Here is a 16,236-nt window from a genome sequence, read left to right on the forward strand (position 1 = left end):
CACTGCCCGCGACAACGCTCTGATGGTCTCCGTGCCCGGGGTCTCCAAGGTCACCGCGCTCTCGCTCCTGGCGCTCCTGCCCGAGCTCGGCCAGCGCTCACCCAAGTCGATCGCCGCACTCGTCGGCCTTGCCCCGTTCGACAACAAGAGCGGCAAGCTCAGGCGCAGGAGCCAAATCCAGGGTGGCCGATCGCGTGTGCGCCGCGCCCTCTACATGGCAGCTCTCGGCGCCATTCGAGCCTGTGACCGGTTCAAAGCGTTCTACAGCACCATCGCTGCACGATCCGGCTCCAAGAAACTCGCCATCATCGCCGTCGCCAGGAAGCTTCTCGTCGTCCTCAACGCTATCATCCGAGATCAAAAAGCTTTCGCTTGAACACAGTTGCCATTCCGTGACTTTGCAGCGCTGCTACGGTGCGGAATTCTGCTCGCTGCATTCGTTGGCTAACGTCGCGGCATGGATTCGAGCGTCAAGCCCGGGGATGGCGACCTCGAGGAACGCGTCCACCAACCTCCCCTCCTGGCCAGTCCCCTCACAAATCGCTTCAAACCGGCCGCCCACTTCGCTACGCTCCACTCATGTCTCAATCCGCCACAGCAATCTTCGGCGCTCGTCGCGACCAAGCCTTTCCCACGCTGGGCGAGGCGGACATCGAGCGCATGCGCCGGTTCGGCGAAGCCAGCGCCTACGGGGCCGGCGAGCACATCATCAAGGCCGGCGATGTCGCGCCCGGCCTGATCGTCGTCCTGTCAGGCAAGGTCGATATTACCCAAGACGGGCTCGGCCGGCGCGAGACGATCGTCAGCCATGGCCCCGGCAGCTTCGTCGGCGAGCTGGCGCAGCTTTCGGCACGGCCCTCGCTGGTCAATGCCGAGGCCGCCGAGCCGGTCGAGGCCTTCGTCATCCCCTCGCGGCGGGTGCGCGACCTGATGGTGCAGGAGGCCAATCTCGGCGAACGCATCATGCGGGCGCTGATCCTGCGCCGTGTCGGGCTGCTCGAAAGCGCCACCAGCGGGCCGATCGTCATCGGGCCATCCGGCAATGCCGACGTGCTGCGGCTGCAAGGCTTCCTGGCCCGCAGCGGCCAGCCGCACCGCGTGCTCGATTCCGGCAGCGACCCCTGCGCCAAAACCCTGGTCGAGCGTTTCGATGTCGACCCGCACCATCTGCCGGTCGTACTGTGCCCGAACGGCAGGCTGCTGCTCAATCCCGGCGAGAAGGACCTCGCCCGCTGCATCGGCCTGCTCAGGCCGATCGATGCCGATACGCTGTATGACGTCGCCATTGTCGGCGCCGGCCCGGCGGGGCTCGCGGCGGCGGTCTATGCGGCGTCCGAAGGGCTGTCGACCATCGTGCTCGATTGCCGGGCCTTCGGCGGCCAGGCCGGCGCCTCCTCGCGCATCGAGAACTATCTCGGTTTCCCCACCGGCATCACCGGCATGGCGCTGATGGCGCGCGCCTACAACCAGGCGCAGAAATTCGGCGTCGAAATGGTGATCCCGGACGAGGCGAAGCTTTTGAGCGCGGCGACCGACAATTCAGGCGCGCGCTATCTGCTCGATGTCGGCGATGGCGAGACGGTGCGCACGCGCAGCGTGGTGATCGCCAGCGGCGCGCGCTACCGACGCCTCGACGTCGCCAACCTGTCGCGGTTCGAGGGAACCTCGGTGCATTATTGGGCCTCGCCCATCGAAGGGCGGCTTTGCGCCGGGCAGGAGGTGGCGCTGGTCGGTGCCGGCAATTCGGCGGGGCAGGCGGCGGTCTATCTCGCCAGCCAGGCGCGCAAGGTTGCGCTGCTGGCGCGGGGCGGCAGCCTCGATGCCTCGATGTCACGCTATCTGGTCGAACGCATCAAGGCGCAGCCGAACATCGAGGTGCTGACCGAGACCGAAATCGAGGCGCTGGACGGCGAAGAGGGCAATCTCGCCACTGTCCGCTGGCGCAACCGCGTCAGCGGTGAACAAACGACGCGGCCGATCCGCCATCTCTTCCTGTTCATCGGCGCCGATCCGAACACCGACTGGCTGGCGCACTGCAACGTGGCGCTGGATGCCAAGGGGTTCGTCCGCACCGGATCGGAGCTGGGCCCGGACCGCGGTTTCATGGAGACCAGCCGCAGCGGCGTGTTCGCCATCGGCGACGTGCGTTGCGGCTCGGTCAAACGCGTCGCGGCGGCGGTCGGCGAGGGCGCCCAGGTGGTCGCGGCCTTGCATGCTTATCTGGCGCAAGACGGCGGCCAGACCGCCGCGCTTCAACAGAGAGATAGTTTCAGGAGAGTGTGATGGCGGACGAATGCGAGCATGCGGCTGGGATCAAGGACGTCACGCCGAGCGCGCTCGGCTGCGAGGAGTGTCTGAAGAGCGGCTCGTGGTGGGTGCATCTGCGGCTCTGCCGCACCTGCGGCCATGTCGGCTGCTGCGACGACTCGCCCAACCGCCACGCCACCAAGCACTTTCATGCCACCAGCCATCCCGTCATCGAGGGCTATGACCCGCCGGAAGGCTGGGGCTGGTGTTATGTCGACGAGGTCTTTCTCGACCTCGGCGACCGCACGACACCGCAGAACGGTCCGATCCCAAGGTTTGTTTGAGACGACGCGAACTCCAGTCGGAAACACGCTTCGTCATCCTCTAGGGTGGAGCAGTCGCGAAGCGACGTCGCGGAGACCCTGGGATCCATGCCGTGACCTGACGGCCCTACTCCAACGGTTGAGAATGACCACTGCTCGCGAGAGCGCATCGATCAGCGTAACATATTGATGTGCGGCACGTTTTGACCGGCGTCACGGAATGGATCCCAGGGTCTCCGCGACGTCGCTTCGCGACTGCTCCGCCCTAGGATGACGAAGTTGGGTAGCTTCGGTCAATCGCGAACCGCATCCTCAATCAGTCCCGCTTTGGCGTGGGCGCGGGGGTCGGATTATCCACGCTGTTCTCGTTCACCTGGAAGGCCTTTCCCTCAACCTTCTTTTTCCTGAGGTTGTCACCGGTCTCAGGCCGCGGCGGGCGCTTGGGGTCTTCTTCGGTGTTCTCGTTGATGTCGAAAGCTCTGGTCATCATCTCCTCCGGGAGGCTGTCCTGGAACACAATCTCCGACGGTGCGTGGGGTTCCGCCGGCAAGGCGGGACGATCATTGCAGTTGTGACGGCGTCCGGGAAAGCGGGGGGCAAGGCCGGCAACTCAACCATCGCCGGCCATCATGCCGGCCATCATGCCGGCTTGTGCTGTCGCACGATCCTCCATTCATGCCAGATCAACACCATGACGATCGCATCGAAGACGGTCAGGACCAGCAGGCCGAATGATTGGGTGTAAGAGTAACGATAGACTTGATAGATCATGAACAAGCCCAAAGCCGCGAGCGAGGCAGGGTAAGACCAGAGCTTGCCTCTCAAAAGCCCAACCACCAAGGCAAGCTTTATCAAGCCGTGGCTAAGCAGGTAGAAGGCATAGAACTCCTTGCTGGCGATCGAAAAATGGCTTGCCATCTGCGACAGATGGCCAGCTATGAAATCGTTTGGATCTTCTATCAATTCGTCCGCGGTGAGGGCATTGACCCAGGAGGCAATGGTATCGGTGGTGACGACATAGAGCAGAATCCCGCCGATGCATTCGATCAGGGCATGCGCGCCCTTCAGCCATAGGCTGACTTCGAAGATCTGGTGGATGCGGCGTTCATCGACAAACTTCAAGAATCCACCTCACAACCAACAACGGAATCCGATGCCAATGGATGTAGCTTTAACACACTGGATAAATGGCGCGGCCGGTATCAGCGCCTTTCTCGATAAGACGATGATAGGAGTCTCACAAATCGGCGTTCCTCTCATGGTTCTGGCCGTGGCCCTGCAATGGTGGGCGAAGGTTGACCGCTACCACGTTCGCCACGCGGTCGTGTCGGCCGGTCTGGCGTTCTTGCTCGGTCTGGCGGTCAACCAGTTCATTCTTCTATTCGTGCATCGGATACGCCCCTACGATGCCGGCGTGACGCACCTGTTGATTGCGCCGAGTGCCGACTGGTCGTTTCCATCCGATCACGCGACAGCGAGCATTGCGATTGTTGCGGCTTTTGCGATGCAAGGCCTCCCGCGCCGGACGATTGCGCTCTTCATCATGGCATTCCTGATCTGCGGGTCGAGAATCTTCATCGGTACGCACTACCTGACCGACGTTGTCGGCGGGGCCATCACCGGCATCCTGGGTGCTATCGTGGTGCGACTGGCTTACCGCGAGAACTCCCGTCTGGACAAGCTGGTGACCAAGATCCTTTAGCCAGGCGCTGATCACCGCCGCGCTGCGGCTCACGGGCTTGTCAACGGCAGGGAGGCGGCCTTCCTTTGTTCGGCCATAGCCTCGGGCGGTATCATCTTGACCACGGCTAGAATTCCCAGGGGAATCAGGATCGCGTCATCGAGGTGACCAAGGGGATGAAATCGGGAAATCAGGTCGATTCAAGATAAGGCGTAGCCCGCGACACACACGGCAAGCGCCTTGGCGTACTATGGCGTTCGGGGATCGCCCGCCACGGTAGAGCGCATGCACGTCGCGCTTGATCGCTCGCTCAGTGTTGTAGTCATTGGATGATTGTAACGCCAAGGGATGGCGCCCAAATAGCGCACACCGGCAGGCGTTCGCGGCTGTTGTGCCGTCTATCGCACCGACCCGGTTACGGTGCGGTCGACATCGGGAACGGATTTGCGTCCGTTGCCGGCAAGAGCGGCGATGATCAGCAGGCTGGCCACCACCGGAACGAACAGGACGGCGACGCGGGCCTGTACATGAAGAATGGCGCGCCATTCGTTGCGCTTGTCAGGTCTGTCGCTCATCACACTCACTTTGCCATGGAGCCCCCCGCGAGGTCACATAGAGGTGAACCGTTAAGCAACTCCTTCCGACTTCGTTAACGGGTAGAGTTCAGGCGCGAAATCAGCTGAGCCCTATCCGCCTTGAGCCTTGCCGGAACAGCGCCTCGGCATCGGGCTCGAAGCGGAAGGTGCCGATGAAATCGTCGGCGCGGTAATCAGGCAATGTCTTGCGGATGGCGGCGGCGAAGCCGCGCGCCTCGTCGAGCCGGCCGGCCAGCGCCAGGCAGTGCGCGGCGATCGCCAGGATGATGGTATGGGCATTGGGCCGCGCCGCCGCCTTCAGCGCCCAGTTGGCCGCCTCCTCGAACTGGCCAAGCCGCACATGCGACATGGCGCGCGACCCCAGCATGCCGAACAGCAGCGGGTCGAAGGGGCTCAAATGACGCGAATGGTCCGACGAGTCTATCGCCGCGCGCGGGTCGCCCGACTGCGAGTGGACGAAGGACAGCGCGTAGTGGCCGAGCGCGAAATTCGGGCTGAGATCGACCGCTCGTTCCAATTCGCGGAGCGATCCGTCCTGCTCGCCGCGTAGCCACAGCGCCCGGCCCATCGCCCAGTGCGCGGCCGGATTGTGGTCGTCGACCAGCAGGCTGTGGCCGGCGCTCTCATAGGCCAGCGCGCTTTCGCGGTCGCGGTCGCCCCAGCGCTGGAAGGCATTCTGCCAGTGGGTGAAGGACAGGCCGGCATAGGCGCGGGCAAAGGTCGGGTCGAGCTGCAAGGCCTTGTCGAAAAAATGCCGCGCCTGCTCGTTCTCGGCCCGGGTGAAGCGATACATGTGCCAGAGACCGCGATGGTAGGCCTCCCAGGCATTGAGCGAGTTGGGTGCCTTCAGCATGGCGCGGTTGCGCTCGACCGTTTCGATCTCCGCCGATATCGATGAGACGATACTGTCGCCGATATCGTCGAGCACGGCAAACAGGTCGTCGGGCCTGCGCTCGAAGGTCTCGGCCCAGACGATCCTGGCCGTGCGCACCTCGATGAGCTCGACGCTGACGATCAGACGGCCGGTCTGGTTGCGCACCGTGCCCGTGGCGACATAGTCGACGCCAAGTTTTCTGCCGGCTTCCTCCGGCGCTGTGGTCGTTTCCGCCAGCGCGAACACCGATCCGCGCGCGATGACGAAGAAGTCCCGAAGCTTGGCGAGACGGGTGATGATGTCGTGGGTGAAGCCGTCGGCAAGTCCGCCGCGCCCGCCACTTTCCTCGACGAACGGCATTACCGCCAGCGAGGCCTGGCTTGGCTCGATCGCGCCGGCATCATCCGGCGTGGCGACCAGCTGCGGTCGTGTGGACAGGCTGGCCGGCTGCGCCTTGAGCGGGCTGCCCGACTGTCGGTCGCGGATTGCCTGCCAGGCGACGCGCAGCGGGGCGAAATCCAGCTCTTCCGACTGAAACAGGCGGGCCGCGGAGGCCAGATGCGCCTCTGCCGCGCCGATGGCGCCGCGCTCCGCCAGATTGGACAGCAACGCCAGATGCGCGCGGGTGTCGAAGGGCGCCAGCTCGACCCATTTGTCGAGATGGCCGGACATTTCGGGCGAGCCCGCCGGATGGTTTGCGGCAAGCCGTTCCAGCACGGCGGCGTGGCAAGCGTGAAAACGCCGGCGCTGGGCGACCAGCCAGCTGTCGAAGAGCGGGCTGCGCTCCAGCTCCAGTCCGTCGAGCAGATCGCCGGCGAACAGGTTTGCCAGCGCCTGCAACCGCGCAGTGTCGAGCGTGCCGATCCCGAGGCCGGCGGCGTGGGCGATCTCCAGCGCATCGACAAGGCAGCCGTCGAGATCGAGCGCGACCGCATCGCCTTGTGTGATGACCCGGCGCCGATCCGGCGTGTCGAGCGCGCCGCGCAGCTTGCTCAGGCACCAGCGCAACTCGCCGCGGGGATCGTTGGGCACATCCCACAGCAGTTCGCACAGGCGACCGCGGCCCACGGCATGCGGCGCCAGCGCCAGATAAGCGAACAGCGCGCGCAGCTTGCGCGACGCCGGCAGCGCAACGGGCACGCCGTCACGCGCGATTTCCAGCGGTCCGAGCAGGCGCACGGACAGGCTGGGGATGCCGCCGTCCTGCCTTGCTTGTGCGGATTCCACGTCCGTTTCCACGCCTGCTCCCACGCTGGCCTGTCGGCCCTTGCTGTATCACCAAACACGAAATGGCGCATCCGGCCGCGAATTTCGCGCCGGGCATCGCCATTGCCGCATCGTCGGCATGTCAGTCCTAGCGCGGCAAGGTCTCGAAACCTCGCCGCCCGATCCGCCGGTTTGTAACCGGCCCTGTGAAGTGAAGACGAACACGATCAAGGAGATCAACGATGTTGAACAAACAAAAAATCCGGACCACGAACGGGCGCGGCCGCCTGTTCGACAGCATTCTGGACACGGTCGGCGATACGCCGGTGATCCGCATCAACAATCTCGGGCCGGCCCATGCGACGATCTATGTCAAGGCCGAGTTCTTCAACCCCGCCGCCTCGGTGAAGGACCGGCTGGCGCTCAACATCATCGAGGAAGGCGAGCGCAGCGGTGCGCTGAAGCCCGGCCAGACAGTGATCGAGGCGACCAGCGGCAACACCGGCATCGGCTTGGCCATGGTCTGCGCGCAAAAAGGCTATCCGCTGGTCGTCACCATGGCCGACAGTTTTTCGGTCGAGCGCCGCAAGCTGATGCGCATGCTGGGCGCCAGGGTGGTGCTGACGCCGCGCGCCGAAAAAGGCTTTGGCATGTACAAGAAGGCGGTTGAGTTGGCCGAAGCCAATGGCTGGTTCCTCGCCCGCCAGTTCGAGACGTCAGCCAACGCCGCCATCCACGAGGCGACGACGGCACGTGAGATCGTCAATGATTTCAGGGGGGCGCGGCTCGATTGCTTCGTCACCGGCTATGGCACCGGCGGCACCGTCGTGGGCGTGGCGCGCGTGCTGCGCCGCGAACGGCCGGACACCCGCATAGTGCTGTGCGAACCGGCCAATGCGCAACTGGTCGGCAGCGGCAAGGCGCAGCAGCGCGGTGCCCATGGCGCCCCTGCCGCCAGCCACCCGGCCTTCGAGCCGCACCCGGTCCAGGGCTGGACACCGGACTTCATCCCCAACGTGCTGCAGGAGGCGATCGACGCCAGCCTCTATGACGAGGTGATGCCGATCGCCGGACCCGAAGGCATCAAATGGGCCAAGGCCTTGGCGCAGAAGGAAGGCATCTTCACCGGCATTTCCGGCGGAGCCACCTTCGCCGTGGCGCGCCAGGTGGCGGAGAAGTCGGCGGCCGGATCGGTGATCCTGTGCATGCTGCCCGACACCGGCGAGCGCTACATGTCGACGCCGCTGTTCGACGGCATCGAGGCCGAGATGGATGCCGACGAGATGGCGCTGTCGCGCTCGACGCCCGGCTGCCAGTTCCCGACGGCTTGACGGGAGACCGGTGATGGACATCGCGCAGGAAACCCTTGGGCTTTTGGCCGAGGAGACGCTCGACCCCGCGGACTGGGCCACGGTCCAAGCCCTGTCGCACCAGGTCATCGACGATGCCGTCGATTACCTCAGCGACGTCAGGGACCGTCCGGTGTGGCGGGAGATGCCGGCGGATGTGCGGGAAGCCTTCGCCGCACCCCTGCCGCGATCGCCGGCGCCGCTGGCCGATGTCTACAGCGAGGTCTCGCGCACGGTGATGTCCTATCCGATGGGCAACATCCATCCGCGCTTCTGGGCCTGGTATATGGGGTCGAGCAACTTCACCGGCGCGCTCGGCGACTTCCTCGCGGCAATCCAGGGCTCCAATCTCGGCGGCGGCAACCACGCCGCCGGGCTGATGGACAACCAGGTGGTGAACTGGTGCAAGGAGATGTTGGGCTTTCCTGCCTCCGCCTCCGGCACGCTGGTCAGCGGCGGCTCGATGGCCAACATCATCGGCCTGACCGTGGCGCGCAACACCAAGGCCGGCATCGACGTGCGTGAGCACGGCGTTGCCGCGATCGACAAGCCGCTGCGCTTCTATGGCTCGGACCAGCTCCATTCCTGCCACCGCAAGGCGATGGAGGCGCTCGGCCTCGGCAACCGGGCGCTGCGCCGCATCCCGACCGATGCCGGCCTGCGCATCGACATAACGGCCTTGCGCGCCGCGATAGCCGAGGATCGGGCGGCGGGTTGCAAGCCGGCCTGCGTCATCGGCAATGCCGGCACGGTCAACACCGGCGCGATCGACGATCTCAAGGCGCTTGCCAAGCTCGCGCATGAGGAAGGCCTGTGGTTCCATGTCGATGGCTGCATCGGCGCCCTGATCGCGATTGCACCCGACAATGCGCATCGCGTCGCCGGCATAGAATCGGCGGATTCGGTCGCGCTCGATCCGCACAAATGGCTGCACGCGCCGTTCGAGGTCGGTTGTGCCCTGGTCAGGGATGCCGTAGCGCATCGCCGCACCTTCGCCGTGACGCCCGAATATCTGGAATCGACGTCGCGCGGCCTTGCCTCCGGCGACTGGCTGCACGATTACGGCCTGCAGACCTCGCGCGGCTTTCGCGCGCTCAAGGTCTGGATGGCGCTGAAGGAACATGGCGTCGACAAATTCGGCCGCCTGATCGACCAGAATATCGCGCAGGCCGCCTATCTCGCCGGGCTGGTCGAAGCCGAGCCATCGCTCGAGTTGGCGACGCCGCCGACCATCAACATCGTCTGCTTCCGCTACCAGCCGGGGCTTGCCGGCGAGGCGCTGAAGGCACTCAACACCGAAATCATGCTGCGGCTGCAGGAACGCGGCATTGCCGTCCTCTCCGACACCACCGTGCATAGCCAACACTGGCTGCGCGTGGCGATCGCCAACCATCGCACAAGGCGCGAGGATCTCGATCTTCTGGTCGCCGAGACGCTGCGGCTGGGGCGGGAGATCGCTGGCGCCGCGTCTTCCTAGTTCCCGGCAGGCATGCGATTCTGCCGGGATGATTCGGGAGGGTCCGGCGGTGACGTTGTTTCGCATGGTTGCGCTGGCAGCATTGGTCTTCGCCACCTCGGCCGAGGCCGCCGACATGGCCCTGTTCGTCAAGAACATGCGCAGGGAAGGCGTCGCGGTAGAGCTGTTCAGCCGTGACCGCGAAACGGTCTGGCCGGGCAACGACAAGGTATTCCTGATCGATCCGAACTCGCAGAAATCGGTGCCGATCTCGTGCAATCAGGGCGAACGTATCTGCTACGGCGCCTGGGTCAACGGCAATGACCAGATTTCCGCCGGCGTCGGGCCTGACAACGACCAGCCTTGCGACACCTGCTGCTTCATCTGCGTGGAGCACTCGACCGAGACAATCGACCTGGTGCCGTGATCGGCCGGCGTGTCGCGAGAGCAATTCCAGGAGAACCGTTTCACACTTTTCCTGGAATTTGCTTAGGGCAGACCGGCCTTGCGGAAGCCATCGACGAAATGCTCCATCATCGCGGTGTCGCGGAAAGGCTCCGTCCAGACCCAGTGGCGGGTCGTGAAATGCGGGTTGCCGACGAGGAACAATTCGACCTCGGCGCGCGCCTCGTCGAGCCTGCCAAGTTGCGCCAGGCTTGCCGCCAGGAAACGGCGTGAGCTCGTCCGGTAGGTCTCGTCGCGGCGCAGCGTCTCGACGGCGGCCTCGTAGTCGCGCGCCGCATATTGCGCCTGGCCGAGTGTCAGATAGTACCAGCTTGCCGGAAACGGGTTGAGCCGAAACGCCTTGCGGATCTGCTCGAGGGCCTCTTCGACGCGCCCGGCCAAGGTCGTGATGTCGGACAATGTCGCCCAGGCGTCGGCCTCGTTCGGGTCGAGCTCGAACGCCCTGGCGAATTCGGCATCCGCCTCTTCGAAGTCTCGTTCATAGGCGAGTAGGTTGCCGAGCACCCAACGGCAGCCGGCGTCGTTGGCATCGATCGCCACGGCCCTGCGCGCCAGCTCCAGGGCGATGCGGCGGTTCGGTTCGACCGGCTCGCCCCAATGCACCCATCCCATCCAGTGGTTCATGGCAAGCCAGCGATAGGCCTCGGCGTAGTCCGGATCGAGAGCGACAGCGCGCGTCAGCATCAGATGCGCTTCCCGTGCGGACTGCGGCGAGTCGTCGATCAGCTTGCGCGCCCGTACGCACAGATCGTAGGCCTCGAGATTTGTCGGCCGATTGCGCGGCGTTGGCGCCCGCAGCCGGCCGAGCAGCGCCTCCACGATCTTGGCAGTCACCTCGTCCTGAACGGCGAAGATATCGTCAAGGCCGCGATCGAAGCGCTCCGCCCACAGATGTTCGCCGCTCACCGCGTCGACCAGCTGCGCATTGATCCGCACCCGCCCGGCGGCGCGTCTGGCGCTGCCTTCCAGGAGGTAGCGTACGCCCAACTCCTCGGCGATCTCGCGCACGTCCATCGCCTTGCCCTTGTAGGCAAATGTCGAGTTGCGGGCGATGACGAACAGGCCCGGTGCCCTGGACAGGTCGGTGATCAGGTCTTCGGTCAGGCCGTCGGCGAACGCCTCCTGTTCGGGGTCGTTGGCGAGATTGACGAAAGGCAGCACCGCGATCGACGGCTTGTCGGGCAGCGGCAAATGTCTGCGCTTGGCGTGGTCGAGCTGCGCGATCGCGCCGGTGAAGCGATAGCCGACGCGAGGGACCGTCGATATCCATTCGCCGCCATTGGCGGGTGGACCAAGCAGCTTGCGCAACTGCGCGATCTGCACGGTGAGATTGCCTTCCTCCACCGCCGTGCCCGGCCACGCCGCTTCCATCAACTCCGCCTTGTCAAGGATTTCTCCGGGCCGTCCGACGAGCGCCGCAAGCAGCTTCAGCCCGCGGTAGCCGACGGCAACGGGATCGTCGTTCCGGAGCAGCGTTCCCGCACCCGGATCAAGCACGAACGGACCAAAGGCAAAGCGCGATCCCTGCATAGGGCGCATCTATAGATCAATTCGAGGAAAAGTGTGAGGCGGTCACGTCAGCGGAAGCGCCTGGATTTTTCCACGGGGAATTGCGCCAAAACAAGGAGTTAGAGCCTGTTTGGAACTTTTGAGAACTATTTGGCAGGGCTTAATTACGCCGCTGTCCGTATCCGGCAGAATTCAACCTCAATCAGGTCGAGGCCCCTCGAATCGTGGGGGCTTCGGAACACCATGGAGGTTGCCATGACCAACATTTTTGCATCAGCCCCGCATCAGGCGGTGCGGCGGGGAGTGCCAGTCGGGCAGGTGCCCAACAGGCGCTATAGCCTTGCCAGCCTGCGAAACACCATCGCCGCCTGGCGCCAGCGGACCCGCTTTCGCTGGGACCTAAAGCGAATCTCGGAGGTCAATCCGCATCTGATCGACGATATCGGCCTGACCAGAACGCAGGTCGATGAAGAGATCGCCAAACTGCCCTTCTGGCAGCGATAGGCGAGACGCGGCAATGATTATGTCAGGGATTGCCGACATCATCCCTTTAGCCCCGGCCCGCCGCATGGCATGATCACTCCATCGGCCGTGGGGGCCGATTCTTCATCGGGGGTTCCATGTCTTTCATATCAGCGCGCCGCCTTGCCGCGGCGGTTTCGCTTGCCGTCCTGTTCGCATCCGCCGCCCATGCCGGCGACGTCACCTTCGCCATCAAGAACGGCCATCCCAACGCCATGCGCGTTGAGCTCTACAGCCAGGACCGCGACTATGTCTGGCCAGGCGACGGCAAGGACTTCTACCTCGACGATGGCGAGACCAAGTCGTTGCCGATCTCCTGCAACGAAGGCGAATCGATCTGCTACGGCGCCTGGGTCGATGGCGACGAGGGCACCTATTGGGGCGTCGGCCCCGGCAACAAGGAAAAATGCGAGGATTGCTGCTACACCTGCAGCGGCGGCGAGACCGAGGAGATCAATCTCGTCCCCTGACCGGTTTGCCAGCTTGACGGTTTTGCAACTGACGCCATAGCCTGTGCACCTACCCAGAGCGCGCCGCGTCGATTGACGCGGCGCGCTTCAGGCAAAAGGAGTACCGCGATGGCCGGCATGGTCGAAAGCGACAAGATCGACGTCGGGTTTTCCGGCAAACGCTGCATCCATTCGCGCAACTGCGTGCTCGGCAATCCGCACGTCTTCGTGCCCAATGCGCCTGGACAGTGGATCCATCCCGAAGCGGCCACGACAGAGCAAGTGGTGGCGCTGGCGGAAAACTGCCCGTCGGGCGCCATCACCTATGTCAGGAAGGATGGCGGGCCGCAGGAACAGCCGCCGGTGGTCAACACCGTTCGCCTGCGCGAAAACGGCCCGCTCGCCGTGCACGCCGAGATCGTGCTTGGCGACGAGAGGTTCTTCCGCGCCACGCTCTGCCGCTGCGGCGCCTCCCAGAACAAACCCTTCTGCGACAACAGCCATATCAAGGCTGGCTTCACAGCCACCGGCGAACCGACGCTGAAGGACACGCCGGCGCTCGAAGCACGCAATGGCCCGCTGAAAGTGACGCCGACCACCAACGGCCCGCTCAAGCTCGAAGGCAATGTCGAGATCGTCACCGGCACCGGCCACACGGTGGACCGTACCACCAAGACCTTCCTCTGCCGCTGTGGCCACTCGGCCAACAAGCCGTTCTGCGATGGGACGCATAAAAAAGTCGGCTTCGTGGCATGAAAGGCGGTTCGCCAGCGTTAGTTTAGGATGACGTCTCGCGCTCAGGGAGGAAGTCCATCATGCGCACCATGCTCGTTCTTGCTCTGCTTGCCTTTGCCATGCCCGCCTACGCCGCCAATCATGCGGTCCAGATCAAGGGCATGAAATTCAATCCGTCGAAGATCTCGGTCGCCGTCGGCGATACCATCACCTTCACCAATGCCGACCCGATGACGCACACCGCCACCGCGCTTGACGGCTCCTTCGACACCGGCCATCTCGCCACGGGCAAGAGCGCCAAGGTCAAGATATCCGCGGCCGGCGCGCACCCGTTCCATTGTGCGATCCACAGCTCGATGAAGGGCACCGTCACGGCGAAATAGCCACATCTCGCCGAACTTTCTTTCGCCATGGCGAGAAGACTTTCCTGCGTCGGCAGGAGAGATGGTCACCGGCGTTGCGGCCATAGCTGCGATCTCCGCCAATTTGGGGCAGATCGAGTCCCCATCACGGTCATCGCGTGTTGGCCCAGCGCTCGCTGCTTTATCGGCCGGCCGCTATGGGTTAAGGGCGGCAAAGCAATTCCCCACTTGCCCGGACCGCCAAATGACCACCAAGACCAAGCCAAAGCCACTTTTCCTCGGGATCGATACCGGCGGCACCTATACCGATGCCGTGCTGTGGTCCGAGACGGAAGGCCCACAACAGGGGCCGAACAAGGGCAAGGTTCTGGCCAAGGCCAAGGCGCTGACCACGCGCCATGATCTCGCCGTCGGCATTTCCGGCGCTGTCGATGCGGTGCTGCAAAAATCCGGCACCAACCCTGGCGCGATCAAGCTCGTTTCGATGTCGACGACGCTTGCCACCAATGCGCTCGTTGAAGGCCAGGGCGGCCGCGTGGCGCTCGTCATGATCGGCTTTTCCGAAGCCGACCTCGCCCGCGATGGGCTGAAGACGGCGCTCGGCACCGATTCGGTGGTGTTTTGCCCAGGCGGCCATGACGTCCACGGCAATGCCGCCAGGCTCGATCTGTCGGGGTTGGAGGCGATGCTGCCGGAACTCGGCGCCTCGGTGTCCGGCTTTGCCGTCTGCGCCTATTTCGCCACCCGAAACCCGGCGCATGAAGTCGCCGCCCGCGAACTGATCCGCGACAAGACCGGCCTGCCGGTCACCGCGAGCCACGAGCTGTCGGCCAAGCTCGGCGGCCCGCGCCGGGCGCTGACCACGCTGCTCAACGCCAGGCTGATCTCGATGATCGACCGGCTGGTGGCGGCGACCGAAGGATTTTTGGAAGCCCGCGACATCGCCGCCCCCTTGATGGTGGTGCGCGGCGACGGCGCGCTGGTTTCGGCGGCCTTCGCCCGCCAGCGGCCGATCGAGACGATCCTCTCCGGCCCGGCCGCCAGCCTGGTCGGCGCCCGCCACATGACCGGGCTCGACAATGCCGTGGTGTCCGACATTGGCGGCACCACGACCGACGTCGCCGTGCTCGACCAGGGCCGTCCGCGGCTTGATCCGGAAGGCGCCACCGTCGGTGGCTTCCGCACAATGGCCGAAGCCGTCGCCATGCGCACCTTCGGCCTCGGCGGCGATTCCGAGGTGACGCTGGAGGATGGTGCGCTCAACCCGAAAATCCTGCTCGGGCCGCGCCGCCTTGTGCCGCTGGCGCTGGCCGGCATGGCGCATGGCGATGCCGTCAAATCGGAACTCGAACGCCAGTTGCGCGCGCCCAACCCCGGCCGCATGGACGGCCGTTTCGCGGTGCGCACCGGCGTGCCCGACAGGCTTGCAGCGGGCCTCACGGCTCCGGAAGCGCGCCTTTACGAGGCGATCGGCGCCACCCCGCTGGCCCTGGACAGGCTGCTGACCTCGAATGCCCAGAACGCCACGTTGAACCGGCTGGTCGCGCGCGGCCTGGTGCATATCTCAGGCTTCACCCCGTCGGACGCGGCCCATGTGGTTGGCAAGCAGGCCAACTGGGATGCCGCCACCGCCCGCCTCGGCGCCGAATTGTTCTCCCGCAAACGCGATGGCCGCGGCCAACCTATCGCCGCCTCACCGGAGCTGCTCTCGGAGCGCGTGCTGGTGACGCTGACGCGCTGGTCGGCGGAATACATCCTCGAAACCGCCTTCGCCGAGGACGGTCTCGATGGCGCCGCGACCGTGGCGCACGCATTGGTGCAGCGCGCTGTCGACGCCCATCCCGGCATCGCCCGCCTCAGCGTCGCGCTCGACCGCCCTGTCATCGGCCTCGGCGCCTCGGCGCCGCTGCATTATGCCGGCCTGGCGCCGCTGGTCGGCAATGAGTGCGTGGTGCCTGAAGACACCGATGTCGCCAACGCTCTCGGCGCCGTTGTCGGCCAGGTGCGAGTTTCCGCCGAGGCGCGTGTCAGCCAGCCCAAGGAAGGGCTGTTCCGCCTCGCCTCGGGAGAGACGGTTCGCGATTTCCTCGACGAGGCGACGGCGATCGCCGCCGCCGAGGCCGACGTGCGGGCGATTGTCGCCGAGCGCGCCCGGGACGCCGGCACCGACAGCGCCGAGATCGACGTCGCGACCGAGTTCAAGGTTTCCACGGTGGAGGCCCAGCGCATGTTCATCGAGGCGCATGTCGTGGCGGTGGCCTCGGGCAGGCCGAGGATCGCTGTCTAGGCATCTTCCTTCGCCCCGTTCACGGGGAGAAGGTGGCCGAAGGGCGGATGAGGGGCAGCGCGGGCGGGCGCGATTTAGCCGTGCCGCCATTTCACGCAACTCAGCACCGCCCCTCATCGGGCTGCCGCCATCTTCTCCCGTAGAACGGGGAGAAGGACGCTGTTGCCGCCGACTT

General features: G+C 64.9%; 17 protein-coding genes. 12 read left to right on the forward strand and 5 right to left on the reverse strand.

Annotated elements, in window-relative coordinates:
* The 3 genes from A3AU_RS0110510 to A3AU_RS0110525 all read left to right on the forward strand — a co-directional run.
* On the forward strand, nucleotides 1-376 hold a 376-nt coding region (locus A3AU_RS0110510; protein ID WP_027052776.1), incomplete at its 5' end, for a transposase.
* Between the two features lie 203 nt (nucleotides 377-579).
* Nucleotides 580-2,283 (forward strand): FAD-dependent oxidoreductase, encoded by a 1,704-nt coding sequence (locus tag A3AU_RS0110520; protein WP_027052777.1) that lies wholly within the window; start codon nucleotides 580-582, stop codon nucleotides 2,281-2,283.
* Nucleotides 2,283-2,591: a UBP-type zinc finger domain-containing protein gene (locus A3AU_RS0110525; protein ID WP_027052778.1), complete on the forward strand. Its 309-nt coding sequence runs from the start codon at nucleotides 2,283-2,285 to the stop codon at nucleotides 2,589-2,591. The genes A3AU_RS0110520 and A3AU_RS0110525 overlap by 1 nt, the downstream gene beginning before the upstream one ends.
* Before the next feature lie 295 nt (nucleotides 2,592-2,886).
* On the opposite strand, the gene A3AU_RS1000000139790 is transcribed toward A3AU_RS0110525, so the two are convergent.
* Nucleotides 2,887-3,087 (reverse strand): hypothetical protein, encoded by a 201-nt coding sequence (locus tag A3AU_RS1000000139790; protein WP_154674563.1) that lies wholly within the window; start codon nucleotides 3,085-3,087, stop codon nucleotides 2,887-2,889.
* 122 nt (nucleotides 3,088-3,209) lie between these two features.
* Complete coding sequence (locus A3AU_RS0110535; RefSeq protein WP_027052779.1) at nucleotides 3,210-3,692, reverse strand: DUF2127 domain-containing protein; 483 nt, start codon at nucleotides 3,690-3,692, stop codon at nucleotides 3,210-3,212.
* A 37-nt stretch (nucleotides 3,693-3,729) separates the two neighbouring features.
* Here A3AU_RS0110535 and A3AU_RS0110540 point away from each other — a divergent pair, with 37 nt between their 5' ends.
* A complete protein-coding gene (locus A3AU_RS0110540) occupies nucleotides 3,730-4,272 on the forward strand; it encodes a phosphatase PAP2 family protein (protein ID WP_027052780.1) in 543 nt (180 codons plus the stop codon).
* A gap of 377 nt (nucleotides 4,273-4,649) precedes the next feature.
* Here the strand turns inward: A3AU_RS0110540 and A3AU_RS1000000139795 are convergent, their stop codons facing one another.
* On the reverse strand, nucleotides 4,650-4,826 hold the full coding sequence (locus A3AU_RS1000000139795; protein ID WP_167335228.1) for a hypothetical protein: 177 nt from the start codon (nucleotides 4,824-4,826) through the stop codon (nucleotides 4,650-4,652).
* Between the two features lie 100 nt (nucleotides 4,827-4,926).
* Nucleotides 4,927-6,948, reverse strand: coding sequence for a transcriptional regulator (locus tag A3AU_RS0110550; protein ID WP_027052781.1), 2,022 nt, complete (start codon nucleotides 6,946-6,948; stop codon nucleotides 4,927-4,929).
* Between the two features lie 221 nt (nucleotides 6,949-7,169).
* On the opposite strand from A3AU_RS0110550, the gene A3AU_RS0110555 reads away from it, so the two are divergent.
* From A3AU_RS0110555 to A3AU_RS0110565, 3 genes are read left to right on the forward strand one after another with little or no spacing between them, the layout of a single operon-like run.
* Nucleotides 7,170-8,258 carry a PLP-dependent cysteine synthase family protein gene (locus A3AU_RS0110555; RefSeq protein WP_081709491.1) on the forward strand — a complete coding sequence of 363 codons (1,089 nt, stop codon included), beginning with the start codon at nucleotides 7,170-7,172 and terminating at the stop codon, nucleotides 8,256-8,258.
* 13 nt (nucleotides 8,259-8,271) lie between these two features.
* Nucleotides 8,272-9,753, forward strand: a complete 1,482-nt coding sequence (locus tag A3AU_RS0110560; RefSeq protein WP_051355333.1) for a pyridoxal phosphate-dependent decarboxylase family protein — start codon at nucleotides 8,272-8,274, stop codon at nucleotides 9,751-9,753.
* 49 nt (nucleotides 9,754-9,802) lie between these two features.
* Entirely contained in the window at nucleotides 9,803-10,159 is a 357-nt protein-coding gene (locus A3AU_RS0110565) for a hypothetical protein (protein ID WP_027052784.1), read from the forward strand.
* Between the two features lie 62 nt (nucleotides 10,160-10,221).
* On the opposite strand, the gene A3AU_RS0110570 is transcribed toward A3AU_RS0110565, so the two are convergent.
* The gene (locus tag A3AU_RS0110570) at nucleotides 10,222-11,727 is read right to left on the reverse strand and encodes a winged helix-turn-helix domain-containing tetratricopeptide repeat protein (RefSeq protein WP_027052785.1); all 1,506 of its coding nucleotides are present in this window, start codon (nucleotides 11,725-11,727) and stop codon (nucleotides 10,222-10,224) included.
* Between the two features lie 234 nt (nucleotides 11,728-11,961).
* Between A3AU_RS0110570 and A3AU_RS0110575 the strand changes: the two genes are divergently transcribed.
* From A3AU_RS0110575 to A3AU_RS0110595, 5 genes are all read left to right on the forward strand, one after another.
* The gene (locus tag A3AU_RS0110575) at nucleotides 11,962-12,210 is read left to right on the forward strand and encodes a DUF1127 domain-containing protein (RefSeq protein ID WP_051355341.1); all 249 of its coding nucleotides are present in this window, start codon (nucleotides 11,962-11,964) and stop codon (nucleotides 12,208-12,210) included.
* Nucleotides 12,211-12,326: 116 nt separating this feature from the next.
* Complete coding sequence (locus tag A3AU_RS0110580) at nucleotides 12,327-12,698, forward strand: RES family NAD+ phosphorylase (protein WP_027052787.1); 372 nt, start codon at nucleotides 12,327-12,329, stop codon at nucleotides 12,696-12,698.
* A 108-nt stretch (nucleotides 12,699-12,806) separates the two neighbouring features.
* Nucleotides 12,807-13,433, forward strand: a complete 627-nt coding sequence (locus A3AU_RS0110585) for a CDGSH iron-sulfur domain-containing protein (protein WP_027052788.1) — start codon at nucleotides 12,807-12,809, stop codon at nucleotides 13,431-13,433.
* 59 nt (nucleotides 13,434-13,492) lie between these two features.
* The gene (locus A3AU_RS0110590; RefSeq protein WP_027052789.1) at nucleotides 13,493-13,795 is read left to right on the forward strand and encodes a cupredoxin domain-containing protein; all 303 of its coding nucleotides are present in this window, start codon (nucleotides 13,493-13,495) and stop codon (nucleotides 13,793-13,795) included.
* A gap of 223 nt (nucleotides 13,796-14,018) precedes the next feature.
* Nucleotides 14,019-16,061, forward strand: a complete 2,043-nt coding sequence (locus tag A3AU_RS0110595; protein ID WP_027052790.1) for a hydantoinase/oxoprolinase family protein — start codon at nucleotides 14,019-14,021, stop codon at nucleotides 16,059-16,061.
* Nucleotides 16,062-16,236 lie beyond the last annotated feature (175 nt).

Origin of the sequence: Mesorhizobium erdmanii USDA 3471 (assembly GCF_000472705.1) — a bacterium.
Lineage (GTDB): Bacteria > Pseudomonadota > Alphaproteobacteria > Rhizobiales > Rhizobiaceae > Mesorhizobium > Mesorhizobium erdmanii.